The sequence below is a fragment of the Enterobacter sp. DNB-S2 genome (genome assembly GCF_019443845.1).
GTDB lineage: Bacteria > Pseudomonadota > Gammaproteobacteria > Enterobacterales > Enterobacteriaceae > Enterobacter > Enterobacter asburiae_B.
The window spans coordinates 3,278,187-3,301,330 of the sequence record NZ_CP050520.1 but is presented as its reverse complement, the minus strand read 5'-3'; the positions used below and the strand labels follow the sequence as shown (position 1 = coordinate 3,301,330).

The 23,144-nt window shown below is 54.4% G+C and carries 24 protein-coding genes and 1 pseudogene; 19 read left to right on the top strand and 6 right to left on the bottom strand.

The features are described from left to right. The first annotated feature begins 12 nt into the window (after positions 1-12). The 11 genes and pseudogenes from HB664_RS15745 (at position 13) to comJ (ending at position 9,671) form a co-directional block, all read left to right on the top strand. Entirely contained in the window at positions 13-462 is a 450-nt protein-coding gene (locus HB664_RS15745; RefSeq protein WP_258235811.1) for a hypothetical protein, read from the top strand. A gap of 76 nt (positions 463-538) precedes the next feature. Further along, entirely contained in the window at positions 539-1,093 is a 555-nt protein-coding gene (locus tag HB664_RS15740; protein WP_258235810.1) for a hypothetical protein, read from the top strand. Between the two features lie 3 nt (positions 1,094-1,096). After that, a complete protein-coding gene (locus HB664_RS15735) occupies positions 1,097-2,173 on the top strand; it encodes a hypothetical protein (RefSeq protein WP_219939769.1) in 1,077 nt (358 codons plus the stop codon). Positions 2,174-2,247: 74 nt separating this feature from the next. Continuing rightward, positions 2,248-2,688: a DcrB-related protein gene (locus HB664_RS15730; protein WP_094934688.1), complete on the top strand. Its 441-nt coding sequence runs from the start codon at positions 2,248-2,250 to the stop codon at positions 2,686-2,688. A 3-nt stretch (positions 2,689-2,691) separates the two neighbouring features. Further along, positions 2,692-7,065, top strand: coding sequence for an RHS repeat-associated core domain-containing protein (locus tag HB664_RS15725; protein ID WP_258235809.1), 4,374 nt, complete (start codon positions 2,692-2,694; stop codon positions 7,063-7,065). Beyond that, complete coding sequence (locus HB664_RS15720) at positions 7,050-7,520, top strand: Imm26 family immunity protein (RefSeq protein WP_094934687.1); 471 nt, start codon at positions 7,050-7,052, stop codon at positions 7,518-7,520. Before HB664_RS15725 ends, HB664_RS15720 begins: the two co-directional genes overlap by 16 nt. 42 nt (positions 7,521-7,562) lie before the next feature. After that, positions 7,563-8,006, top strand: a complete 444-nt coding sequence (locus HB664_RS15715) for a DUF6386 family protein (RefSeq protein WP_094934686.1) — start codon at positions 7,563-7,565, stop codon at positions 8,004-8,006. Between the two features lie 206 nt (positions 8,007-8,212). Beyond that, positions 8,213-8,400, top strand: a pseudogene (locus HB664_RS23005) (RHS repeat protein); the annotation flags it as partial. A 154-nt stretch (positions 8,401-8,554) separates the two neighbouring features. Then, the gene (locus HB664_RS23000; protein ID WP_112778127.1) at positions 8,555-8,629 is read left to right on the top strand and encodes a hypothetical protein; all 75 of its coding nucleotides are present in this window, start codon (positions 8,555-8,557) and stop codon (positions 8,627-8,629) included. Between the two features lie 63 nt (positions 8,630-8,692). After that, positions 8,693-9,049 (top strand): SMI1/KNR4 family protein, encoded by a 357-nt coding sequence (locus HB664_RS15705; protein WP_094934685.1) that lies wholly within the window; start codon positions 8,693-8,695, stop codon positions 9,047-9,049. A 154-nt stretch (positions 9,050-9,203) separates the two neighbouring features. After that, on the top strand, positions 9,204-9,671 hold the full coding sequence (gene comJ / locus HB664_RS15700) for a competence protein ComJ (RefSeq protein WP_258235808.1): 468 nt from the start codon (positions 9,204-9,206) through the stop codon (positions 9,669-9,671). A gap of 76 nt (positions 9,672-9,747) precedes the next feature. On the opposite strand, the gene ychF is transcribed toward comJ, so the two are convergent. Both ychF and pth read right to left on the bottom strand, forming a co-directional pair. Further along, complete coding sequence (gene ychF, locus HB664_RS15695) at positions 9,748-10,842, bottom strand: redox-regulated ATPase YchF (protein ID WP_010432886.1); 1,095 nt, start codon at positions 10,840-10,842, stop codon at positions 9,748-9,750. Positions 10,843-10,968: 126 nt separating this feature from the next. Continuing rightward, positions 10,969-11,553 (bottom strand): aminoacyl-tRNA hydrolase, encoded by a 585-nt coding sequence (gene pth / locus HB664_RS15690; RefSeq protein ID WP_023336005.1) that lies wholly within the window; start codon positions 11,551-11,553, stop codon positions 10,969-10,971. 274 nt (positions 11,554-11,827) lie between these two features. Between pth and ychH the strand changes: the two genes are divergently transcribed. Next, positions 11,828-12,103, top strand: a complete 276-nt coding sequence (gene ychH, locus HB664_RS15685) for a stress-induced protein YchH (protein WP_023312132.1) — start codon at positions 11,828-11,830, stop codon at positions 12,101-12,103. A gap of 121 nt (positions 12,104-12,224) precedes the next feature. Further along, entirely contained in the window at positions 12,225-13,265 is a 1,041-nt protein-coding gene (locus HB664_RS15680; RefSeq protein ID WP_219939767.1) for a MerR family transcriptional regulator, read from the top strand. Between the two features lie 3 nt (positions 13,266-13,268). Here the strand turns inward: HB664_RS15680 and dauA are convergent, their stop codons facing one another. The 4 genes from dauA to lolB all read right to left on the bottom strand — a co-directional run bounded on the left by dauA (position 13,269) and on the right by lolB (position 17,623). After that, the gene (gene dauA, locus HB664_RS15675; RefSeq protein ID WP_219939766.1) at positions 13,269-14,948 is read right to left on the bottom strand and encodes a C4-dicarboxylic acid transporter DauA; all 1,680 of its coding nucleotides are present in this window, start codon (positions 14,946-14,948) and stop codon (positions 13,269-13,271) included. 124 nt (positions 14,949-15,072) lie between these two features. Then, on the bottom strand, positions 15,073-16,020 hold the full coding sequence (gene prs / locus HB664_RS15670) for a ribose-phosphate diphosphokinase (protein WP_003856663.1): 948 nt from the start codon (positions 16,018-16,020) through the stop codon (positions 15,073-15,075). A gap of 125 nt (positions 16,021-16,145) precedes the next feature. After that, positions 16,146-17,015 carry a 4-(cytidine 5'-diphospho)-2-C-methyl-D-erythritol kinase gene (gene ispE / locus HB664_RS15665; RefSeq protein ID WP_219939765.1) on the bottom strand — a complete coding sequence of 290 codons (870 nt, stop codon included), beginning with the start codon at positions 17,013-17,015 and terminating at the stop codon, positions 16,146-16,148. Then, a complete protein-coding gene (gene lolB / locus HB664_RS15660; RefSeq protein WP_023312128.1) occupies positions 17,012-17,623 on the bottom strand; it encodes a lipoprotein insertase outer membrane protein LolB in 612 nt (203 codons plus the stop codon). The genes ispE and lolB overlap by 4 nt, the downstream gene beginning before the upstream one ends. Before the next feature lie 201 nt (positions 17,624-17,824). On the opposite strand from lolB, the gene hemA reads away from it, so the two are divergent. From hemA to kdsA, 6 genes are read left to right on the top strand one after another with little or no spacing between them, the layout of a single operon-like run. Continuing rightward, on the top strand, positions 17,825-19,081 hold the full coding sequence (gene hemA / locus HB664_RS15655; RefSeq protein WP_023335999.1) for a glutamyl-tRNA reductase: 1,257 nt from the start codon (positions 17,825-17,827) through the stop codon (positions 19,079-19,081). Between the two features lie 41 nt (positions 19,082-19,122). Beyond that, the gene (gene prfA, locus HB664_RS15650) at positions 19,123-20,205 is read left to right on the top strand and encodes a peptide chain release factor 1 (protein WP_021240360.1); all 1,083 of its coding nucleotides are present in this window, start codon (positions 19,123-19,125) and stop codon (positions 20,203-20,205) included. Further along, on the top strand, positions 20,205-21,035 hold the full coding sequence (gene prmC, locus HB664_RS15645) for a peptide chain release factor N(5)-glutamine methyltransferase (RefSeq protein ID WP_219939764.1): 831 nt from the start codon (positions 20,205-20,207) through the stop codon (positions 21,033-21,035). Before prfA ends, prmC begins: the two co-directional genes overlap by 1 nt. Next, positions 21,032-21,424, top strand: coding sequence for an invasion regulator SirB2 (gene sirB2, locus HB664_RS15640; RefSeq protein ID WP_032656670.1), 393 nt, complete (start codon positions 21,032-21,034; stop codon positions 21,422-21,424). Before prmC ends, sirB2 begins: the two co-directional genes overlap by 4 nt. Positions 21,425-21,427: 3 nt before the next feature. After that, a complete protein-coding gene (sirB1, locus tag HB664_RS15635; RefSeq protein ID WP_023312124.1) occupies positions 21,428-22,237 on the top strand; it encodes an invasion regulator SirB1 in 810 nt (269 codons plus the stop codon). Positions 22,238-22,273: 36 nt separating this feature from the next. Beyond that, on the top strand, positions 22,274-23,128 hold the full coding sequence (gene kdsA / locus HB664_RS15630) for a 3-deoxy-8-phosphooctulonate synthase (RefSeq protein ID WP_131632363.1): 855 nt from the start codon (positions 22,274-22,276) through the stop codon (positions 23,126-23,128). Positions 23,129-23,144: the final 16 nt, after the last annotated feature.

Sequence of the window (23,144 nt, the reverse complement as noted above, 5' to 3'; positions counted from 1 at the left end):
TTAACGACAGGAATGGCTGGAGAAGATGCGCAGATAAATGATCTCTGGATGTTCATTTCCAGGATGAGTGCTTCACTCAAAACGCTATCCGTCATGAATCTGAGTAATGCCGCGTTGCCGTTTAAACTTTTGAAAGGAAATGAATATATCAATTTCTACAATGCCGACGATATCAAACTGGCGGATGGAACGAACATTACTGCAATTGATTTACGTTTAAGTAAAGAAAGTGGCGGTATGGCACCCTTACTGAATTTTTCACCGTCAGGCCAGTGCATCACTCTCGATACCGTTAAAAAGCATTATCCGCAACTGACGTTAACTGATTATCCACGAGGCCGCTCTGAGAACGAAGTGACCAGCTATACAGCGCCAAAAGATATGAATGGACAAAAGGTGAGCTTCAGTTTCACCGTGAAAAATCCTGACTGTCTGGGTTCAGTCGTCATAAGCGCCGAATAAGAAACGCTGCTTCCATGTCCTGGCGATGTTTCCAGTGGTGAGAAGCGCAATCAATATTCATTGAATGACAACTAATGTGAAAAAACATACTCCGACATTTCTTTGTTGTGCCCTGATGTTTACCTGTCTGAGCAGCAATGCGGTTTTGGCAGAAGCTATGCCGCCCGTTCTGACAAAACAGGATTTTTCCGTCAAGGTCAAAGGCCAGCCTGTCGCATTAGGCGACAGATGGACTCCTGATATTGCCCGTAAAATTGACGTGCCGCTTGAAGGCCATTTTGTCGGTGAGGTTCCTTTTGACGGAACGAACTATAAATTCTACCAGCATCAAAAGGATGGTTTAGCAATATTCACTTCCAATCTCTGTTGGGATAAAGCTGAACGAAGCGTTGATGATTATATCGTCTCCCAGATTACTCTGACTGCCTCAGATATTTTAACGCCGCGTGGAGTTCATGTGGGTTCAACAATCAGAGCACTGAACAATGCATACGGCGATGGCCAGGTTGAAAATGATTCCGGGGAGCAGTGGATTTCCTATGAATTGGGTAAGAAATTGCTCTCTTTTGAGGTTAAAGACAGTAAGGTTGTGAAAATAACCATGAATTACGAAAATGGTTCTTCAGAGTGATTTATGACCAAAAAATATCTGGCAGCCGTATTGTGCACGGCTTTATTGGCTGGCGTCGTTGAAGCGTCATCGGCGCTTGAATTATCGCAATACAATAAGCTCGAAACGGTTAGCCGCATCGTTAACGACAGCGAAGTAACAGACAGTCTCAGGACGTTGCTGGGAAATCATTACCAGATCTTTATTGATAACTTTGATGTCTTCGGTGAACCGCATACCACCGCAGGTGGCGGATTGTTTGTTGAAGGCTGGCTAAAAGATCTCTATCTGGAGAACGCGTCAGCGCTGGTTATCGATCCTGACGGCAAAATCTTTGCGGCCTGGGTGGTTCCGGAGTCGGACGTTATTCATTACCAGTCTTCAGATAATAGCCCGGTTATTAATGCCGATATTCAGCAGTGGGCTGCCAGATTTGATGCGATGCATTTTGCAACGAACAGCCAGTCAGAACTTGCGTTTGACGGGGAGTGGTCTGGCGAATTCGGGCACGACTCGACGTTAACCCTGCGGTTAGCTGAATCAGGCAACCGTATCACCGGGTCTTATTGCTATATATCCCAGAAAGGAAACCGCATAGATTGCCCGGAAGATGATGAGCGTAATCTTACCGGTACGATCGCTGGCAATCGTGCCAATATTGAATTCAACTCATCGTTTGGCGGCCCAGGCGGACGTGCTGTTCTGGAAATAAGGGGGAGTGAAATGGAATGGCGTTTAGCTACTCCTCCTCAAAATGGAAATTATTATGCTCCGCAGCGTTATACGTTACGTAAAGCCGCTTCGGTTCATAACGCTGAAACCAGAAAACTGGATACCGAAAAGTTCGCTATTTCTCTGATTAACAGGTGCGGCCATTTTGATAGCGAATGTGACCAGATGGTTTATCTCGGCGTGCGCAAAAGTGATAACAGTACGATCTCCTTAAAGGGAAAAACGTTGCACGACTCCGCAGGTAAAATAATCGGCTCAACGTACGAGAATGGCGATATCGCTTACACCGTGACGTATGCACCCGCGAAATTGGTTGTCAGCAAAGGCGGCCATGTTTTAGTCGAACAGTCAGGTCAATGGCGTAAATAATAAAACAGCCAGCCAGAGGGCCAGCATGGATTGGCTTTTTGTTTCTCACAATATTAATCATCCCGAGTTCACTTATGAAATACACCCTCCAGGAAGGTTCGTTTTCCCTTTTTCCTGCTGCCTGGCAGGATAACAGCATGAACATTATTCGCGATGACGAAAGCGGGCTGTCCGTGGTGGTCAGCCGCGGCGTTATCCCCGATGGCAGCGACTATGAACACGAGTTCCACCGCCAGTGGGATGTGCTGCGTCCTCAGATGGGCGAAATTGCCCAGAGCGAATTCCGGAACGTAAAAGCCGGGCCTGACGGAAAAATTAACGGGCTGGAAGTTGAAACCACCTTTGACCGTAACGGGCAGCGCCTGTGGCAAAAACAGCTGGCCGTGCAGACGCCGGGTAAACCGGTATTGATGATTTTTACCCTCTCGGCACTCAGGGCTTTCACCGAAGAGGACGAGGTGCGCTGGAGCGCGCTTAAGCAGAGTCTGACGCTAAACGACAACCGGAATGTGTAAGGCATGAGCGATAACAACGCGGCCCGTAAGGGCGACGAGATTATTCACTCCAGCATTTTTGCTGACATCACCAGCATTGTGGCGGAGGGTGCCGCCTATGCGGTGATCGGCGCGGCGGTAGGCGCAGCTGCAACCGTAGCGGCGCCATTGCTGGGCGCAGGGGCGGCCGCAGCGGGCGTGGCGGCAATTGGATCCAGCTGTCTGTTAAGCGGCATCATTGGCGGCGTGCTGGCGAACGTGGCGGGGATCACCGACGATATCAGCAACGCCGCTGAGGGGTTAGGCAATGCGCTTTTCCCGCCTTCGCCTGCGGGTAAAATCACTACCGGTTCCAGTAACGTTCTCACCAACGCAATCCCCGCCGCGCGCGCGGCAGGCACGCTGACGCCCGCCGATACCCCGTCCCCCGAGCCGCAGTCGCCGGGCAGCTTTGCCGATTACGCGGGCATGCTACTATCCGCTGCCGGTCAGTTTGGCAGCGAAATGTGGCAGCCGAGCGTGGCCTCTGCCGCCGCGGGAACCTCGCCGCTGGAAGAAGATAAGGTGGCGTGCGAAAAGCACTCCGGGCCGCAGTATCTGGCGGAAGGCTCTAAAAGCGTCTTTATCAACGGGCAGCCCGCGGTGCGTGCCAAAGATCGCACCACATGCGAAGGCACCGTTTCCGACGACGTCTCCCCGAACGTAATCATCGGCGGGGACACGCTCACGGTTCGCGATATCAAAAGCGGTAAAACGCCGGGTCTGGCGCTGGGGATGATTGCGCTCTCCCTGCTGCGCGGGCGTCCGGGCAAGATCCTGAAAAACATGCCCTGCGCGCTGGCGGCAGCCGGCGGCGGGATGCTGGCCGATATGGCAGTGAATGCGGTGTTTGGCTCCTCGCACCCGGTTCACGCCGCCACCGGCGTGAAGGTGCTGAATGACGACGACGAGCTCGATTTCTCGCTGCCGGGACGCTTTCCGCTTCGCTGGCAGCGCAGCTATAACAGCCTGACCACCCGGGAAGGGCTGTTCGGTCTGGGCTGGGCAACCACCTTTGACAGCTATCTGGCGCTGGAAGACAACAACGCCACCTGGTTCGACGAAACCGGGCGCGAGCTGAGCTTCGAGCTGCCGCCTGTCGACCGCGCGTTTTACAGCATCAGCGAAGGCTTCATTATCCGCCGCAATGAGAGCGGCGACGTGGCGATTGCCGATGATGACGGCGCGGTGTGGCGTCTGTATAAACCGACCCGGGCGAATCCATCTATCCTGCGTCTGGCCTCCCTCAGCGACGAATACGGCAACGCGCTGCTGACGGAGTGGGACGAGCACGGCAGGCTGGTCGGCCTTCACGACGAGCCGCGGGCGATAGACGTCACCCTGCGCTATGACGATGAACGTTTCCCGCAGCGCGTTACCGCTGCCAGCCATTTTGACGGCAGCCAGGCCTGGCCGCTGATGCAGTGGGGCTACGACGCGCGCGGCCAACTGGCGAGCGCGACGGATGCCTCCGGCGTGGTGACGCGTGAATACCGCTATAACGAGCACGGGCTGATGGTCTGGCACCGGATGCCGGGCGGTCTGGAGAGCGAATACCGCTGGAAAAAATTCGATCACTGGCGCGTGGTGGAAAACCGCACCAGCACCGGCGACGGCTGCCGCTTTAGCTACGATTTAGCCGCCGGGTTGACGACCGTTGAGCACTACGACGGCCAGACGCGCCGCCACTACTGGAACGCGCAGAATCTGATTGTCCGCTACGTTGACGAGCGCGGTGAAAACTGGCGCTACGAGTGGAACGAGAACGAGCTTCTGACGCGACGCATCGATCCGCTCGGCAATGCCGTTACCTTCGTCTACGACGAAATGGGCAACCGGGTTCAGGAGATCGACGCCGACGGCAATACCCGCACCACCGCCTGGCTGGAACACCGCGCGCTTCCCGCGGCCATTATCGAAGCCGACGGCAGCGCCACCCGGTTCTGGTACGACGAACATCACGGGCTGAAGCGCGTGGTGGACCCGATGGGGCAGACCACGCAGCTGCGCCGGGACGAGTTCGGCCAGGTCGTTGAAGAGGTTGATGCCGCCGGAAACAGCCGCTACCAGGAGTACAACGAGGCCGGGCAGATTGTTCGTTCGACGGACTGTTCCGGGCGTATTACCCTCTACCGCTACCATCCGCTGGGCTGGCTGGTGGCCGAGACTGGCGCCGACGGGGAAGAGACGCGATATCGCTACGACGCCGCAGGGCGTCCGGTGCAGCTCGATCGCCCGGAAGGCTGGACGGAATCGCTCAAATGGAACGAACGCGGCCTGCCGGTGAAGCATGCGGGCGCCGACGGTAAGGAAAGTGAGTTCAGATACGATGAGGCAGGGCGATTAACCGCGACGCGTAATACCCAGGGTGAAGAGGTCCGTCGCCGCTGGGACAGCCGCGGGCGTCTGATTGCCCTGGAAAACGAAAACGGCGAAGCGTATCAGTTCCGCTGGGGCGCGGACTCGCTGCTGCTGGAAGAGGTGGGGCTCGATGGCGTAGCCTCGCAGTATCGCTATGACGCCTGCGGACGCACGATAGCACGCACGTTTGCCACCGGTCATCCTGAGGCCATCACCCATGCCTTCGCCTGGAGCGCGAGCGGCCAGCTGGTCGCCCGCACCACGCCGGAGGGGCAGACACGCTATCACTACACGCCGTCCGGGCTGTTAAGCCGGATTGGGCTGCATCCTGCGCTTGCAGCCGACGCGTGGACCACCGCGGCAGAGCAGGAGCTGGCCTTTGAGTATGACGCGCTTGGTCGCGTGACGCGCGAGGCGGGCGAGCACGGCGAGCTGGCGTGGGAGTATGACGCGCTGGGCAACCGGACCTCTATCACGCTTCCCGATGGCCGCGAGCTCAAGCAGTTTTACTACGGCAGCGGGCATCTGCTCAGCATTGCTCTCGATAAGCTGTCGGTCTCCGACTTTACCCGCGACGAACTCCACCGGGAGACCAGCCGCACTCAGGGGCTGCTGACCACCCGCAGCGAATACGATCGTCTTGGCCGACTGCATCGCCGGGACGTCTTTACCGGCAATGCGCAGCGCCCGTCGCCGCGCCGCTGGTCCCGACGCTGGGATTACGACTACCGCAACAACCTGGTGCGTGAAGAGCGGGACGATAACCCGTTCAGCTGGTACCGCTGGCAGTATGACAGCGCCGGGCGCCTGCTCGTTCAGGACGGTACGCTGCCCGGCCAGGAGCAGTGGCGCTGGGACGCTGCCGGTAACCCGCTGGAAGGGGCTGCTGAGAAGGTCACGCACAACCGCCTGACGCAGCTGAACGGCATTCGCTGGCGCTATGACATCCACGGCCGCACCGTGGAAAAAGATAACGGCCAGACCCGCTGGCACTACCGCTACGACGGTGAGCATCGTCTGACGGAAGTCATCAGCCAGCCGCGGGACCGCAACAAGCCGCAGACGCAGGTCAGCTTCCGCTACGATCCGCTCGGGCGACGCATCAGCAAAACGCGACGCCAGATGCTGGGCGGACAGCCAACCGGCAAGCCGGTCACAACCCGGTTTGTCTGGGAAGGGTTCCGTCTGCTGCAGGAGGTGCACGGGGATGTGCCGCTCACCTACGTCTACAGCGATCAGGACAGCTACGATCCGCTGGCGCGTATTGACGGCGTGGAAGCGCCGGAGATCTTCTGGTTCCACTGCCAGACCAACGGCACGCCGGAGCGGATGACGGATATCGAAGGGCAGGTGCGCTGGGAAGGGGTGAACAGCGCCTGGGGCAAGCTGCTGCGGGAAAGCGAGACGCAGGTATCAGGATATTCTCAGAACCTGCGCATGCAGGGGCAATACCTGGACCGTGAGACAGGGCTGCACTACAATCTGTTCCGGTATTACGACCCGGACTGCGGGCGGTTTACGCAGCAGGACCCGATAGGGCTGGCGGGGGGGATAAACCTTTACCAGTATGCGCCGAATGCGCTGGGGTGGGTGGATCCTATAGGTTTAACCGCTTGCAAAAATGGGAGTCCTAAACGGTCAGTGAGAAACATGTCTTTTGCTGACTGGATTAAAAGAAAGGCAAAAGGTGGGAATAACACCCATGTTTATTTAGGATATAGAGACGGTAAACCTGTCTATGTAGGTATCAGTAAGGATGTTGATATCCGTGCTGTGCAGCATGGTGAAAGGTTCGACAAATTAGTTAGAATTACTGAAGAACCGTTAAATCGTGGTCATGCGCGGAGCATAGAACAAGCAGTTATTCACAACAACCCTCATTTTGAGAACTCTATAAATAGCATAAGTCCGACAAGGAAGTTATACTCAGATGCTGTTTCGTGGGGCGAAAATTGGCTTAAAAATAATGGGATTAATGTAAAATGGCCGACAGATTAACAGTAGTGTCAGGAAATGAAAGGCAAAAAAAATGGCCTAAACAAGGTGATTTTTTTTACTTTCAGTTAAATGATGGTCGATTAGGCTATGGTATGGTCTCCTTGGGTAAAATAGATGTCGGTCCATTCAAAAATGCTATAGTTATATATATATATGACTATTTTACATCTTCGCTTCAAGAAGATGCTGTATTGGCAAAAGATAATTTGCTATTGCCGCCAATCATTACTGATAATTCATGCTGGAAAAACGGTTACTTCGTAACATTTAAAACTATCGAAACGAGCGAAGTGGATATCTTACCACAACATTATTTTAAAAACCCTGTCAGAAATAAAATATATGATGAGCATGGCGTAACAATTGACTCACCAACTGAGAATATACCAATCGGTGAAGAGTCGATTCAATTCTATAAAAGCGTTATAAAATCTATAGAAAGCTTTGTTAACTAATAGACTAGGCCGGGGAGATATTTCCGGCCTTTTACTTACGGCATGAGAAAAATCATAAGCATACAAACAGATACTGCCACATTAGTTATTTATGATTTGATGTCATTAAAGCATAGAATTAATGATGATGCAGATTGGTGGAGTCTTCCAGAAGATGAAGTTGAAGAAATAAATAAAGGGAATCTATTATTTCTCAATCTTGGAGATGATGGTGCCTATAAAGTTCATATTAAAAATGATGTTGATGAATATACCGGGTCACTATTTTTAAGCGTACCTTCTGGAAAGGTTTTCATTGGGGCGGGAGAAGATGTCACAGGCGGAGATCTTGAGCCTGATGACTCAGATGCTATTTCAGGTGAGTTCATTTCTTTAGACCCTGGTAGTTACGAAGTTAAATATAAAAAGCAAGGTTCAGATGTTCTAGTTTCCTTTACAAAAGCAACGATTACTGGAAACTCATTAGAAGAGGGAGTTTATCTCTGAATGCAAATCCACGCCCTGGCGTGGATTTTTTCATCCAAAAAAATGTTAAACAATTAATTCAGCACGTAGCCATTTATAACAATAGTCTTTTTTCCTTTTGCAGGTGTCTTGCTTATTTTTTTTTCGCGCCTTGCTTACCGTTACCCTTAATAAGCGGTCGTTATACTCGCAACGAACAACTCCACCCTGAGAATAGTCCCCCGTAGCTGCTTACCACCCGCCGCGAGTACTACCACCTTGGTCGACTGCATCGTCGGGTCTTCTTTACCGGCAATGCCCATCGTCGCCGCGCCGCTGGGATTACGACTACCGCAACCTGGTAAGGGAAGAGCGGGACGGTTGCCTGCTCGAAGGATCTGCAGAGAAGGTCACGTACAACCGCCTGACGGAAGTCATCAGACAGCCGCGGGTTCGCAACAATCAAGTTACTTAAATCCGCATCAGGCAGTCTATATGCTAATATAGGTTCTACTCAACGAACCCGTAGAGCTTAGCCTGGAGATTAGTATGCAACGTTGAAACAATAGTTTCATATCAGTTACAAAGAAATGATTGATGCATGTGTTCTAAAACAGCAGGGAAGAAAATCGCTTAGGGATTCGTATAAATATTTTGACCAATAGAAATAGTTTAATAGTAATAATGTTTATTTTATATATGACTTATTAGCTTAAAGGCAAGTTGGTATGGAAAAACAAAATTTAATTGATCAGCTAAATGAAATTGAAAAGCTTATGCACATTTCTTTACCATCTGAATATAAATGCTTTATAATTGAGAATGTCAAGTACGCTGACTTTTATGAAATTCAACGAGCAAATGGTGACCAGCTTTATGTTTTCAATTGTTTTGATTTGCTTGAAAGAAATAATGCATATGCAATCCAAGAGGTTGAGCCTGACCTTTTATTGATTGGTCAAGATGGTGATCTTGGGTATTTTTTGAATCTGTGCAAGGGTACTGATGATATTTATTCTTTAGATCTTGGAGCATTAGGAAGCCTGGAAATTGATAAAGAAAGTAATAGTATATTTATGTTATAGTTTTGCTTTTATTAAACGCTTAGTTCAGTATTTTGGAAAACCCACGCCAAATCGTGCATTTTTTTAAAAAAATAGTTCAAATATAGATTATTTTTTCAGAACTGCCAGATACAACAAAAATAAAATACGATGTAATATTATGAGTGATAAGAGCATGCAAAAAGTAGATCTACTAATTTCGCATAATCAAATATTGTTACGATCCCGAGACTATGACGAAAAGCTGAGTCAGTGGGGAAAAGGCAATGTTTCTCAAGGGGCTGTTCTACACAAGGATTATGTTATATTCGATCCATTACCAGAGGACGCGTTTGGAGCAAACGTCAATATCAAAATAGAGAATGCTTTCAAATTGGATGAAAATGCTCAGCGCTGTATTGTTGTGCCATTTTTCATTACGGATAAAGATAAGCTGCAAATCGCTTCTGCAACTGAGAAATTCGATTTAAATATAGATGTGAACGATGAAGTTTATTCACTCTTTTATGAGATTTGTGAAGGAGATGAAATTTATTATAATTTCACTCTTGTGCCGGCAAAAGAAGCTATTGCTGCTAAGTTTTTGCTAGATGACCCTTGGGGAGGAATAAAAGATCATCCTCTCAAAGAAGGGATTTTTTAAATTTAGTATTAACCGGGGAATTTATCTCGGAATAAAAATCCACGCCAAAGCGTGGATTTTTTTCATTCAAAACAACTCAAACGTTAAACAAGAAGTTCATCACATCGCCATCTTTAACGATGTAGTCTTTCCCTTCCGCACGCATCTTGCCTGCTTCTTTCGCGCCTTGCTCACCCTTGTAGGTGATGAAGTCTTCAAACGCGATAGTCTGCGCACGAATAAAGCCTTTCTCGAAGTCGGTGTGGATCTTACCGGCCGCCTGAGGAGCTGTCGCACCCACAGGGATCGTCCACGCACGCACTTCTTTCACGCCAGCGGTGAAGTAGGTCTGAAGGTTCAGCAGCTCATAGCCCGCGCGGATCACGCGGTTCAGGCCCGGCTCTTCCAGACCCAGCTCGGCCATGAACTCTTCACGGTCGGCGTCGTCCAGCTCAGCGATGTCGGATTCAACTGCAGCGCAAACCGCCACAACCACAGAACCTTCAGCCGCCGCGATTTCACGCACTTTGTCGAGGTACGGGTTGTTCTCAAAACCGTCTTCGTTAACGTTGGCGATGTACATGGTTGGCTTCAGGGTCAGGAAGCTCAGGTATTTGATCGCCGCCTTGTCTTCTTCAGTCAGGTTTTTCAGCGCGCGCAGCATGCCCGCGTTTTCAAGCTGTGGCAGACATTTTTCCAGCGCAGCCAGTTCTGCTTTCGCGTCCTTGTCGCCGCCTTTGGCTTTCTTCTGCACGCGGTGAATAGCGCGTTCGCAGGTGTCGAGGTCAGAGAGCGCCAGCTCGGTGTTGATGACGTCGATGTCGTCAGCCGGATCCACTTTGTTGTTAACGTGGATGATGTTGTCGTTCTCGAAGCAGCGCACAACGTGGCCGATCGCTTCGGTTTCACGAATGTTGGTCAGGAACTGGTTACCCAGGCCTTCACCTTTGGATGCGCCTTTTACCAGGCCCGCGATGTCCACGAATTCCATGGTGGTTGGCAGAATGCGCTGCGGCTTAACGATTTCCGCGAGCTGGTCCAGACGCGGGTCCGGCATTGGCACAACGCCGGTGTTAGGTTCGATGGTACAGAACGGGAAGTTCGCCGCTTCGATACCCGCTTTGGTAAGCGCGTTAAACAGGGTGGATTTGCCCACGTTTGGCAGACCGACGATACCGCATTTGAATCCCATTTCTAAATCACCTTAATATCTTGATAATCAATCCGTTAACGATAACCGATTGATGAAAAGTAAATAACTACGCCTATTATACACGTAACCCGCATGACGCGCGGTAAAAAAGCCGAATCGGGCGGATTATTGCGCTTTGAAAGCGTGTAAGCGGTTTGTCGCTTTGGTTAACCCATCTTTCAGCCAGATTTCAGTGCAGCGCGCCGCTTCGTCTACCGCCTCGTCAATCAGTTTCTGCTCAGAAACCGGGGGCTTACCGAGTACGAAACCGACAACTTTGTTTTTATCGCCCGGATGGCCGATTCCAACGCGCAAACGGTGGAAATTCGGGTTATTGCCCAGCTTGCTGATGATGTCTTTGAGGCCGTTGTGGCCGCCGTGCCCGCCGCCCAGCTTGAATTTTGCCACGCCGGGCGGGAGATCCAGCTCATCGTGTGCGACCAGAATTTCATCCGGATTGATGCGATAAAACGTTGCCATTGCCGCCACCGCTTTACCACTCAGGTTCATAAAGGTGGTGGGCACCAGTAAACGAACATCCGCGCCAGCAAGGTTGATACGTGAGGTATACCCGAAGAATTTAGGTTCTTCACGCAGGGGAGCACGTAACCGCTCGGCCAGCAGATCGACGTACCATGCCCCGGCGTTGTGGCGGGTGGCCGCATACTCTGCGCCGGGGTTGGCGAGGCCGACAATCAGTTTAATCGTCACGATTCAATTCCTAATGGGTTCCAGATCTGGCGCGTAGTTTACTGTCTGGCGCGCCGCTTGACAAAATTCTGCGATCTTCCCAGCGAAATATGAATAATTTCTGATTTGAACCATTAGAATTTCAAGCTGTTCAAAGTGTTATTTGTAAACTTTTGTTTGGGACTTATCTGTAATTGTGATCATTCACGCAACTCATAAAAGGGGCGTTGTCTATACTTTACACACAAGGATTAGGGGCTTTTCCCCTGACAACCCAAAGTTCCGGAGGTGACACATGAAACGCAAAAACGCTTCGTTACTCGGTAACGTACTGATGGGATTGGGGCTGTTCGTGATGGTAGCCGGCGTGGGTTATTCCATTTTAAACCAGTTACCTCAGATTGACCTCCCGCAATACTTCGCGCACGGCGCGATATTGAGCATCTTCGTTGGTGCGGTATTGTGGCTTGCAGGGGCGCGCGTGAGCGGCCATGAGGAAGTCTGCGATAAATACTGGTGGGTGCGCCACTACGACAAACGCTGTCGTCGCGATCAGCATAAGCACAGCTAGTGCTACGATAAAGAACGCCGAAACGGCTCCCGAGGGAGTCGTTTTTTTTTGCATCAAGGGTTGACCCTCACGTAACGTAAGGCTCCAGAGTGGCGCCACTGGCAAAGAAAAAGGAGCAGTTATGTTGATTCAGGTGGGTGAACTGGCGAAACGCGCCGGGATCACCGTGCGGACATTGCACCACTATGAGCAAACAGGGTTGTTGCTGCCTTCTGCCAGAAGCGCGGCAGGTTACCGGCTTTACAACCTGGCGGATGTCCAACGTCTGCATATGATCCAGGCGCTGGCAAAAGCGGGGCTGGAACTTGCTGAAATCAGGGATTTCCTGGAACAGGAGTCGCTGTCGTTAACCGAGTTACTCGATGCGCAAATCACGCTGCTGGATAAACAGCTGCGCAGCATACATACGCTGCGCGACCGGCTGGTGGAGCTGCGAACCGGGCTTCTCGACGATGCGACGCCGGATCTGGAATCCTGGCTACAGACTCTGGAGTTAATGAATATGTACGATCGCTGGTTTAGCAAAGAAGAGTTACAGCAGCTGCCGTTTGCGGTGCAGAAGGATGCGCTGACGGCTATCTGGTCAGGGCTGGTTGCAGAGGCCAACACGCTGCTGGAGCACCATATACCCGCTACTGACGCCCGGGCGATGGATCTGGCGACGCGCTGGATGGAGCGCCTTGAGCAGGACACGGCGGGCAAGCCGGAGTTTCTCACCCGGCTGAACGAGATGCACAGCGTTGAACCGCAGATGCAGGCGCAGACCGGCATCACGCCGGAGATGACGGATTACATCACGCGCGCGTTTGCTGAGTCTAAGCTCTGCATATGGGAGAAGTATCTCACTGCCGAAGAGATGGCCTTTACCCGGGCACACTACTTTGACCGCATGATGGAGTGGCCGCCGCTGGTGGCAAAACTGCATCAGGCGCAGCGGGAAAATATCGATCCTGCCTGTGAGGAGGCGCAAAAGCTGGCTGAAAACTGGCTGGCATTGTTCCAGTCTTACGCGGGCAAGAACCCGGAAACTCAGCAAAAGTTTCGCGCTGCCATGCAGCAGGAGCCGCACCTGATGAAAGGAACCTGGATGACGCCTGCCGTGCTTGCATGGCTCCAGCAGGCGATCGGGGTGATGATGCAGAGACGTTTCTCTGCATCATGAGACTCACAGATCCGCTAACGCGGCTTCACGGTTAGGGTAGAAGGAGAGTCGGCCAGGGATAGGCTGTACGCCCGCGCGCGCCATGGTGCGCAGCGGCTGAAACTCCAGGTTACTCACCCGCAGCTCGCAGCCTTCCGGCAGACGTTTCACAAAGCGCTGGAAGGCATCCAGGCCGCCTGCATCCAGCACCGGTACGGCATCCCATTTCAGCACCACAACCCGTTTGCCCGCGATGCGGGACTCCAGATCGCTGAACAGACCTTCCGCCGCGGCGAAGAACAGCGGGCCAATCACGCGCAGCACCAGCACATCGTCAGGCACCTCGACGTTAACCGGGGAAAGGCGCGTCATCTGCGCGATACGGCGCATAAACAGCAGGGAAGCCAGCACGATCCCGACGCTGATGGCGATAACCATATCGAACAGCACGGTCAGCGACATGCAGATCAGCATCACGATGATGTCGTCTTTCGGCGCGCGACGAAGCAGGTTCACCACCTTGTGCGCCTCGCTCATGTTCCAGGCCACCATCAGCAGCAGGGCGGCCATGGCGGAAAGCGGTAGCCAGGAGAGCAGCGGGGCGAGGATCAGCAGGGCGAGGATCACCAGCACGGAGTGGATAACCGCCGAAACCGGTGAGGTTGCCCCCGCGCGCACGTTGGCCGCAGAACGGGCGATGGCTGCCGTTGCGGTAATACCGCCGAAGAACGGCGCGACGAGGTTGCCTATTCCCTGACCAACCAGCTCGCTGTTGGCTTTGTGCTTGGTGCCGGTCATCCCGTCCAGAACGACGGCGCAGAGCAGGGATTCAATCGCCCCCAGCATTGCCATAGAGAACGCGGCGGGAAGCAGGGCGCGCAGGGAATCCCAGCTTAGGGTAAAGCTGGAGCCGGGCATGTCCCACGGCAGCACCAGCTGCGGTAGCAGTTGCGGAATACCGCTCCCCTGTGAACCGTCCGCCAGAACATAGTGAAACTGCGAGCCGATAGTCGCGACGTGACCACCGAACATATTGACGATCGCCATCACCGCGCAGCCCAGCAGCAGCGCGGGCAGATGGCCCGGCAGACGAATACCGAGGCGAGGCCAGACGATCAGCGTGCCCAGCGTCACAATCCCGATGGCGGCGTCGCCCAGGTTGGCCGTCGGCAGCGCCATAAACAGCGCCCCCACTTTTTGCAGATAGTGCTCTGGTACGTGGGGCATCTGCAGGCCGAGGAAATCTTTGATCTGCATGGTTCCGATGGTAATACCAATCCCCGATGTGAACCCCAGCGTCACGGAAAGGGGGATGTACTCGATCAGCCGCCCAAAGCGGGCCAGACCAAACAGAATCAAAAAGACGCCGGACATCAGGGTGGCGACCAGCAGGCCTGCCAGACCAAACTGTTGCGAAACCGGGTAGAGGATCACCACGAACGCGGCGGTCGGGCCGGAAACGCTGAAGCGCGAACCGCCCGTCAGGGCAATGACGATCCCGGCAACGGCCGAGGTGTACAGACCGTACTGCGGCGCAACGCCGCTGCCAATCGCCAGCGCCATCGCCAGCGGGATGGCGATAATGCCGACGGTGATCCCGGCAATCAGGTCACGGACAAAGCGTGACGAGGTGTACTTCTCTTTCCAGCAGGCGTCGATGAGGGCGCGAAAGGGCAGAACATGTGAGGAGGTTACGTTTTTCACAATTATCTATCATCCGTATGCGCATCATCTGTCATGTGAATGGCAGGTGAAGGAGGCATTAATCATACAAATAAAACCCGGAGACAAAAAAACCCGCCGCAGCGGGTTTTTCGGCCGTGTTCGATTAGTGTTCGAACATTGCTGAGATGGATTCTTCGTTGCTGATACGACGAATCGCTTCGGCCAGCATCCCGGACAAGGTCAACGTACGCACGTTTGGCAGTGCTTTGATCTCATCGCTCAGTGGGATGGTATCGCATACCACAACTTCGTCAATGACGGAGTTGCGCAGGTTGTTTACCGCGTTACCGGAGAAGATCGGGTGAGTCGCGTAAGCGAACACGCGCTTGGCACCACGCTCTTTCAGCGCTTCAGCTGCTTTACACAGCGTACCGCCGGTATCGATCATGTCGTCAACCAGCACGCAGTCACGGCCAGCAACGTCACCGATGATGTGCATCACCTGAGAAACGTTAGCGCGCGGACGGCGTTTGTCGATGATCGCCATGTCGGTATCGTTCAGCAGCTTAGCGATAGCACGGGCACGTACCACGCCGCCGATGTCCGGAGAAACCACGATTGGGTTATCCAGGTTCAGCTGCAGCATGTCTTCCAGCAGGATTGGGCTGCCGAATACGTTATCAACCGGGACGTCGAAGAAGCCCTGGATCTGCTCTGCGTGCAGGTCAACGGTCAGTACGCGGTCAACGCCGACGCTGGACAGGAAGTCAGCGACAACTTTAGCGGTGATTGGCACACGTGCGGAACGGACGCGACGGTCCTGACGGGCATAGCCGAAGTAAGGGATTACAGCAGTGATACGGCCTGCTGAAGCGCGACGCAGGGCGTCGACCATAACAACCAGTTCCATCAGGTTGTCGTTTGTTGGAGCACAGGTGGACTGGATGATGAAAATATCACCACCGCGTACATTTTCGTTAATTTGTACGCTGACTTCGCCGTCGCTAAAGCGACCTACGGCGGCGTCGCCGAGGGAAGTGTACAGGCGGTTGGCAATACGTTGTGCTAGTTCCGGGGTGGCGTTACCAGCAAAAAGCTTCATATCAGGCACGAGAAGAACCTCAGGCATGCGTCCAGTGGTGGATAGCGTTCGCCGCAAACTGTGCGGGCCAGGCGAAGGCTATCCAGGCGGTGTATTAAAGAGCGCGATGCAACGTCTGGAACAGGGTGACGTTGTCACCGAAACTCAGTCTGCGCCAGAATGGTCTGCTGTAGGGGGGAGGTGTTCATCCCGCGTGCTACAAAACCATGCAGCCAAACCGGCGCTTGCTCAAGCACCTGACGAGCGGCGGATTCGGTGTCAAATTCAGCAAAGACACAGGCTCCTGTACCAGTCAGGCGCGACGGCGCGTATTCTAACAGCCAGGAAAGCACCGCATCAACCTCGCGAAAACGTTTTCTTGCGATATCCTCGCAATCGTTGCTGAATTCACAATTTAATAACGTTTCTATTGACCGAACCGGGGTATTCCTTTTCAGGTCAGGATCTTTAAAGATGACCGGGGTCGGAATGCTCACGCCAGGATGGGCAACCAGATACCACTTCTCCGGCGGTTCAGCCGGGGAGAGGATCTCACCCACGCCTTCAGCAAAGGCCGCATGACCGCGCACAAACACCGGGACATCCGCCCCCAGCGTCAGGCCCAGGGCTGCCAGTTCGTCCTTCGACAGCCCGCAGCCCCAGAGGAGGTTCAGCGCAACCAGCACGGTGGCGGCGTTGGATGAGCCGCCGCCCAGACCGCCGCCCATCGGCAGGCGTTTCTCGATACGGATATCCGCACCGCTTCCCGCGGGCAGACGGCCCGATTCCGCCGCGGCTTTCATCAGCAGACGCGCGGCGCGCACGATCAGGTTGTCCTCATGCGCCACGCCTTCGACAGGCGTTAGCAGGCAAATCTGCCCGTCCTGGCGCAGTTCAATGGAGATCGTGTCGCCATAGTCAATAAACTGAAACAGCGTCTGCAGGGTGTGATAACCGTCAGCACGCTGGCCGGTGATGTATAAAAACAGGTTCAGCTTTGCCGGAGAGGGCCAGTGGGTCATCATTTAACGATCCAGTTGTCCATTTTCAGCTTGATACGCTGGCTGCCCTGGGTCAGTTCCATGTTTGATGGCAGCGACGGTTTACTCTTGCTGTCATAGGCGCTGTACACCACTTTCCAGGTTTTGCCGTTCTGGGTGTAGTTCACCTGGCTCAGACGGTACTGGTCGTCAAGGGTGTAGTCAGTTGCCTCACCCGGCAGGCCAAGGATCCACTGGCGCAGGCTGTTGAGCGGGATAGGCATCCCGGTCAGCTTGCCAATCATCTCTTCGGCATCGGTCGCGGTATAGTGCTGGCCTTTGTTATCGGTGATCTGCGCTTCGCCCGGTTTGGCGATAAGCTCCAGCTCGGTGCTGCCCAGCGGGTTCAGCAGCAGCAGGCGGTAGTTGTCCTGCCCCGTCTGCTGCCAGAAGAAGCGGGCATAAACCTTTTGCTCGTCAGAGAGATAAGCGAAAGCGCCGCGGGTCTGGTACTGGTTCAAATTACGGACGTCCTGCTGGTGCTGACGCCACTGCGGTGAATCAGGGCTTTTGCCCGGGCCTTTTGGTTGGGTGACGGTACACGCGGTCAGAACCAGTGCTGCCAGCGGCAGCAGGCGAATCAGTCGGGTCATAATGAGGACAAATCCTTGAGATACGTTGCAGTTATAACTGTTAATGCTAGCGTCGAAGGGGGCTACCGTCTACGTTCAAATTATCTCAAAGGGTTGTGTAACCTATTACTCCGAAAGGAGGCAGTCCCTTTTATTGATCTCGCGCATCCTGTATGATGCGTTCTGCTAACCTTATTAACGCTGGTACTACTCCCGCTCAACATGACCCTATTAGCACTCGGCATCAACCACAAAACGGCTCCGGTTTCGCTGCGAGAACGCGTGACGTTTTCGCCGGATACGCTTGACCTGGCGCTGGACAGCCTGCTTGCACAGCCTATGGTGCAGGGTGGCGTGGTGCTCTCGACGTGCAACCGTACCGAGCTGTATTTAAGCGTGGAAGAGCAGGACAACCTGCACGAAGCGCTGATCCGCTGGCTATGTGACTACCACAACCTCAATGAAGACGAGCTGCGCAACAGCCTGTACTGGCATCAGGACAACGATGCCGTCAGCCATCTGATGCGCGTCGCCAGCGGGCTGGATTCGCTGGTGCTGGGCGAGCCGCAAATTCTGGGTCAGGTGAAAAAAGCCTTTGCAGATTCGCAAAAAGGGCATCTGAAGGCCAGCGAGCTGGAGCGCATGTTCCAGAAGTCGTTCTCCGTGGCGAAGCGTGTGCGAACCGAAACCGACATTGGTGCCAGTGCGGTTTCTGTTGCTTTCGCGGCCTGCACCCTTGCACGCCAAATCTTTGAATCCCTTTCTACCGTCACCGTGATGCTGGTGGGGGCGGGCGAAACCATCGAACTTGTGGCGCGCCATCTGCGCGAGCATAAAGTGAAAAAGATGATTATCGCTAACCGCACCCGCGAACGCGCGCAGGTGCTGGCGGATGAAGTGGGTGCAGAGGTGGTTGCCCTGAGCGACATCGATGAACGCCTGAAAGAGGCTGACATTATTATCAGCTCAACCGCCAGCCCGCTGCCGATTATCGGAAAAGGGATGGTGGAGCGTGCGCTGAAGTCCCGCCGTAATCAGCCGATGCTGCTGGTGGATATCGCCGTCCCGCGCGATGTTGAGCCGGAAGTGGGAAAGCTGCCTAATGCCTATCTCTACAGCGTGGATGACCTGCAAAGCATCATTTCGCACAACCTTGCCCAGCGTAAAGCGGCGGCGGTTCAGGCGGAAACCATCGTTGAGCAGGAAACCAGTGAGTTTATGGCCTGGCTGCGCGCGCAAAGCGTCAGCGAGACCATCCGCGAGTACCGCGGGCAGGCGGAGCAGGTGCGTGATGACCTGACTGCCAAAGCGTTAGCAGCACTTGAACAGGGCGGCGACGCCAATGCGATTATGCAGGATCTGGCGTGGAAACTGACCAACCGCCTGATCCATGCACCAACCAAATCTCTTCAGCAGGCTGCCCGTGACGGGGATGATGAACGCCTGACTATTCTGCGCAACAGCCTCGGGCTGGAATAGCGCCCTATACCCATTTTCTAAGACAAGGTGCACTTACGCCTATGAAGCCTTCTATCGTCGCTAAACTGGAAGCTCTGCACGAGCGCCATGAAGAAGTACAGGCGCTGCTCGGGGATGCCGGGACCATTGCGGACCAGGAACGTTTTCGCGCGCTCTCGCGTGAATACGCGCAGTTAAGTGATGTTTCTAAATGCTTTACCGACTGGCGACAGGTTCAGGAAGATATCGAAACCGCGCAGATGATGCTCGACGATCCTGAAATGCGCGAGATGGCGCAGGAAGAGTTGCAGGATGCGAAAGCGCGTTCTGAAGAGATGGAGCAGCAGCTTCAGGTGCTTCTGCTGCCGAAAGATCCGGACGACGAGCGTAACGCGTTTGTGGAAGTGCGTGCCGGTACCGGCGGTGACGAAGCGGCGCTGTTTGCCGGGGATCTGTTCCGCATGTACAGCCGCTACGCCGAATCGCGTCGCTGGCGCGTGGAGATCATGAGCGCCAACGAAGGTGAACATGGTGGCTACAAAGAGGTTATCGCCAAGATCAGCGGCGACGGCGTGTACGGTCGTCTCAAGTTTGAATCCGGCGGTCACCGCGTGCAGCGCGTACCGGCCACCGAATCTCAGGGCCGCATTCACACCTCCGCCTGTACGGTTGCGGTGATGCCGGAGCTGCCGGAAGCTGAACTGCCGGACATCAATCCTGCGGACCTGCGTATTGATACGTTCCGCTCCTCTGGCGCTGGCGGTCAGCACGTTAACACCACCGATTCCGCTATCCGTATTACCCACCTGCCGACCGGCATCGTCGTTGAATGTCAGGACGAGCGTTCGCAGCACAAAAACAAAGCCAAAGCGTTGTCCGTGCTGGGCGCGCGTATCCACGCAGCCGAAATGGCGAAACGCCAGCAGGCGGAAGCGTCTACGCGCCGTAACCTGCTGGGCAGCGGCGATCGCAGCGACCGTAACCGCACCTATAACTTCCCTCAGGGGCGCGTAACCGACCACCGCATCAACCTGACGCTGTACCGTCTGGATGAGGTGATGGAAGGGAAGCTGGATATGCTGATCGAGCCTATCGTGCAGGAATACCAGGCCGACCAGCTGGCGGCGCTGTCCGAGCAGGAATAATGGATTTTAAGCGCTGGTTACGTCAGGCGGCCGATGTGCTTTCAGAAAGCGAAAGCCCGAAACGCGACGCCGAAATTTTGCTTGAGCACGTGACGGGTAAAGCCCGCACGTATCTGCTGGCTTTTGGCGAAACCGAACTGACCGCGGAACAGGAAGCGCAGCTCGCCGCGCTGCTTACCCGCCGTAAAACCGGCGAGCCGGTGGCGCACCTTGTCGGTGAGCGTGAGTTCTGGTCGTTACCGCTGTACGTCTCGGCGGCGACGCTGATCCCGCGTCCGGACACCGAGTGTCTGGTGGAGCAGGCGCTGGCGCGTTTACCGGCGGCGGCCTGCTGCATTCTCGATCTCGGTACCGGCACCGGGGCTATCGCGCTGGCGCTGGCCACCGAGCGCCCCGACTGCGCGGTAACGGCGGTGGATGTGATGTCCGACGCGCTGGCGCTGGCGCAGCGTAACGTGGAACGTCTCGGGCTTCGCAACGTGACGGTGCTGCAAAGCAGCTGGTTTGCCGCGCTGGAGAATCGCTCATTTGCGATGATTGTCAGCAATCCTCCCTACATCGACGAACATGACCCGCACCTTTCTCAGGGAGACGTGCGCTTCGAACCGCTGACGGCGCTCGTGGCCGCCAACGCGGGATTAGCCGATCTCGAACACATTGTGACAATGTCACGGAAGCATTTACTTCCCGGCGGCTGGCTGCTGGTGGAGCATGGCTGGACGCAGGGAGAAGCCGTTCGGGCACTGTTTACGCAAGCTGGCTACTCCGCTGTCGAAACCTGCCGCGACTATGGCGGCAACGAACGCCTGACGCTGGGGCAGTGGCTATGAGCCTGTTTACCGTGCTCATTACTGTCCACCTCATTTCCGTTGCGCTGACCATCAGCTTTTTCATCGTCCGTTACTGGTGGCGCTACAGCAACAATCCGCTGATGGATGCCCGCTGGGTGCGTATCGCACCGCACTGCATCGACACGCTATTGCTCCTTTCCGGTGCCGGGCTCATGTGGAAGACCGGCTATCTGCCATTTACTGATAAAGGTGCATGGCTGACTGAAAAGCTGTTTGGCGTTATCATCTACATCGTTTTGGGTTTTATCGCGCTTGGGCGTCGTCGTCCGCGCAGCCAGCAGGTCGGGTTTATCGCCTTTCTGCTGGGTCTGGTGGTGCTGTACATCATCATTAAACTCGCCACCACAAGAATACCGTTACTGGGGTAAGTCATGAGGTCCTTAGCCGATTTCGAATTTAATAAAGTGCCGCTTTGCGATGGCATGATCCTGATTTCCGAGATGATTCGCGACGATTTTACGTCGCAGTTTGTCTACGATGAGCTGGAGAATCTGGTCAGCCTGGCGCGTGAAGAGATTAATCAGGCTCGCCCGCAAGACTGGCAATTAGAGAAGCTGCTGGAGCTTTTCTACGGCGAATGGGGTTTCTGCGACACGCGGGGCGTGTATCGCCTGTCTGACGCGTTATGGCTGGACCAGGTCTTAAAAAATCGTCAGGGCAGCGCCGTGGCGCTGGGCTCTATTTTGCTTTGGGTCGCGCACCGTCTGGATATTCCGCTGGTCCCGGTCATTTTCCCGACGCAGATGATCCTGCGTGCTGAGTGGCTGGACGGCGAAATGTGGCTCATTAATCCCTTCAACGGCGACACGCTGGATGAACATACGCTGGACGTGTGGCTGAAAGGCAATATCAGCCCGGTGGCTGAACTGTTCAACGAAGATCTCGACGAGGCGGATAACGCGGAAGTGATTCGCAAGCTGCTGGATACGCTGAAGTCTGCGTTAATGGAAGAGCGTCAGATGGAGCTGGCGTTGCGCGCCAGCGAAGTGCTGCTGCAGTTCAACCCGGAAGACCCGTACGAAATTCGCGATCGTGGGCTGATCTACGCGCAGCTCGACTGTGAACACGTGGCGCTGAATGATTTGAATTATTTCGTTGAGCAGTGTCCGGAAGATCCCATTAGCGAAATGATTCGTGCGCAGATCAACGCGATCTCGCACAAACAAATTACACTGCATTAATCTTAATTCCGATTCACACCTGAATAAGGCGATCCTATGAAACAAAAAGTGGTTAGCATTGGTGATATCAAGGTAGCAAACGACCTGCCGTTCGTACTGTTTGGCGGCATGAACGTGCTGGAATCCCGCGATCTCGCCATGCGTATCTGCGAACACTACGTGACCGTGACCCAGAAGCTGGGCATCCCGTACGTGTTTAAGGCCTCTTTTGACAAAGCCAACCGCTCCTCTATCAACTCTTACCGTGGCCCGGGCCTGGAAGAGGGAATGAAAATTTTCCAGGAGCTGAAGCAGACCTTTGGCGTGAAAGTGATCACCGACGTGCATGAAGCCTCACAGGCGCAGCCGGTGGCAGACGTGGTGGACGTGATTCAGCTCCCGGCGTTCCTCGCTCGCCAGACTGACCTGGTTGCGGCGATGGCGAAAACCGGTGCCGTTATCAACGTGAAGAAACCACAGTTCGTCAGCCCTGGTCAGATGGGTAACATCGTCGATAAGTTCATCGAGGGCGGCAACGATCAGATCATCCTGTGTGACCGTGGCGCAAACTTCGGTTACGACAACCTGGTTGTCGATATGCTGGGCTTCAGCGTAATGAAAAATGTCTCCGGCCAGTCTCCGGTGATTTTCGACGTGACGCACGCTCTGCAGTGCCGCGACCCGTTCGGCGCCGCGTCCGGCGGCCGTCGTGCCCAGGTGACCGAGCTGGCGCGCGCCGGTATGGCGACCGGCCTGGCCGGCCTGTTCATTGAAGCGCACCCGGATCCGGCTAACGCGAAATGCGACGGCCCATCAGCGCTGCCGCTGGACAAGCTGGAGCCGTTCCTGAAACAGATCAAAGCGATTGACGATCTGGTGAAGAGCTTCGACGAGCTGGATACCAGCAACTAATAAAAAAACCCGCTTC

Bases quoted from the DNA above. Each gene is read 5' to 3' on its own strand.
- HB664_RS15745 (WP_258235811.1), top strand. From the start codon at position 13: ATGGCTGGAGAAGATGCGCAGATAAATGATCTCTGGATGTTCATTTCC.
- HB664_RS15705 (WP_094934685.1), top strand. From the start codon at position 8,693: ATGGAAAAACAAAATTTAATTGATCAGCTAAATGAAATTGAAAAGCTT.
- ychH (WP_023312132.1), top strand. From the start codon at position 11,828: ATGAAACGCAAAAACGCTTCGTTACTCGGTAACGTACTGATGGGATTG.
- HB664_RS15725 (WP_258235809.1), top strand. From the start codon at position 2,692: ATGAGCGATAACAACGCGGCCCGTAAGGGCGACGAGATTATTCACTCC.
- prfA (WP_021240360.1), top strand. From the start codon at position 19,123: ATGAAGCCTTCTATCGTCGCTAAACTGGAAGCTCTGCACGAGCGCCAT.
- comJ (WP_258235808.1), top strand. From the start codon at position 9,204: ATGCAAAAAGTAGATCTACTAATTTCGCATAATCAAATATTGTTACGA.
- HB664_RS15720 (WP_094934687.1), top strand. From the start codon at position 7,050: ATGGCCGACAGATTAACAGTAGTGTCAGGAAATGAAAGGCAAAAAAAA.
- prmC (WP_219939764.1), top strand. From the start codon at position 20,205: ATGGATTTTAAGCGCTGGTTACGTCAGGCGGCCGATGTGCTTTCAGAA.
- ispE (WP_219939765.1), bottom strand. From the start codon at position 17,015: ATGATGACCCACTGGCCCTCTCCGGCAAAGCTGAACCTGTTTTTATAC.
- sirB2 (WP_032656670.1), top strand. From the start codon at position 21,032: ATGAGCCTGTTTACCGTGCTCATTACTGTCCACCTCATTTCCGTTGCG.
- hemA (WP_023335999.1), top strand. From the start codon at position 17,825: ATGACCCTATTAGCACTCGGCATCAACCACAAAACGGCTCCGGTTTCG.
- kdsA (WP_131632363.1), top strand. From the start codon at position 22,274: ATGAAACAAAAAGTGGTTAGCATTGGTGATATCAAGGTAGCAAACGAC.
- sirB1 (WP_023312124.1), top strand. From the start codon at position 21,428: ATGAGGTCCTTAGCCGATTTCGAATTTAATAAAGTGCCGCTTTGCGAT.
- ychF (WP_010432886.1), bottom strand. From the start codon at position 10,842: ATGGGATTCAAATGCGGTATCGTCGGTCTGCCAAACGTGGGCAAATCC.
- HB664_RS15730 (WP_094934688.1), top strand. From the start codon at position 2,248: ATGAAATACACCCTCCAGGAAGGTTCGTTTTCCCTTTTTCCTGCTGCC.
- HB664_RS15715 (WP_094934686.1), top strand. From the start codon at position 7,563: ATGAGAAAAATCATAAGCATACAAACAGATACTGCCACATTAGTTATT.
- lolB (WP_023312128.1), bottom strand. From the start codon at position 17,623: ATGACCCGACTGATTCGCCTGCTGCCGCTGGCAGCACTGGTTCTGACC.
- HB664_RS15680 (WP_219939767.1), top strand. From the start codon at position 12,225: ATGTTGATTCAGGTGGGTGAACTGGCGAAACGCGCCGGGATCACCGTG.
- HB664_RS15735 (WP_219939769.1), top strand. From the start codon at position 1,097: ATGACCAAAAAATATCTGGCAGCCGTATTGTGCACGGCTTTATTGGCT.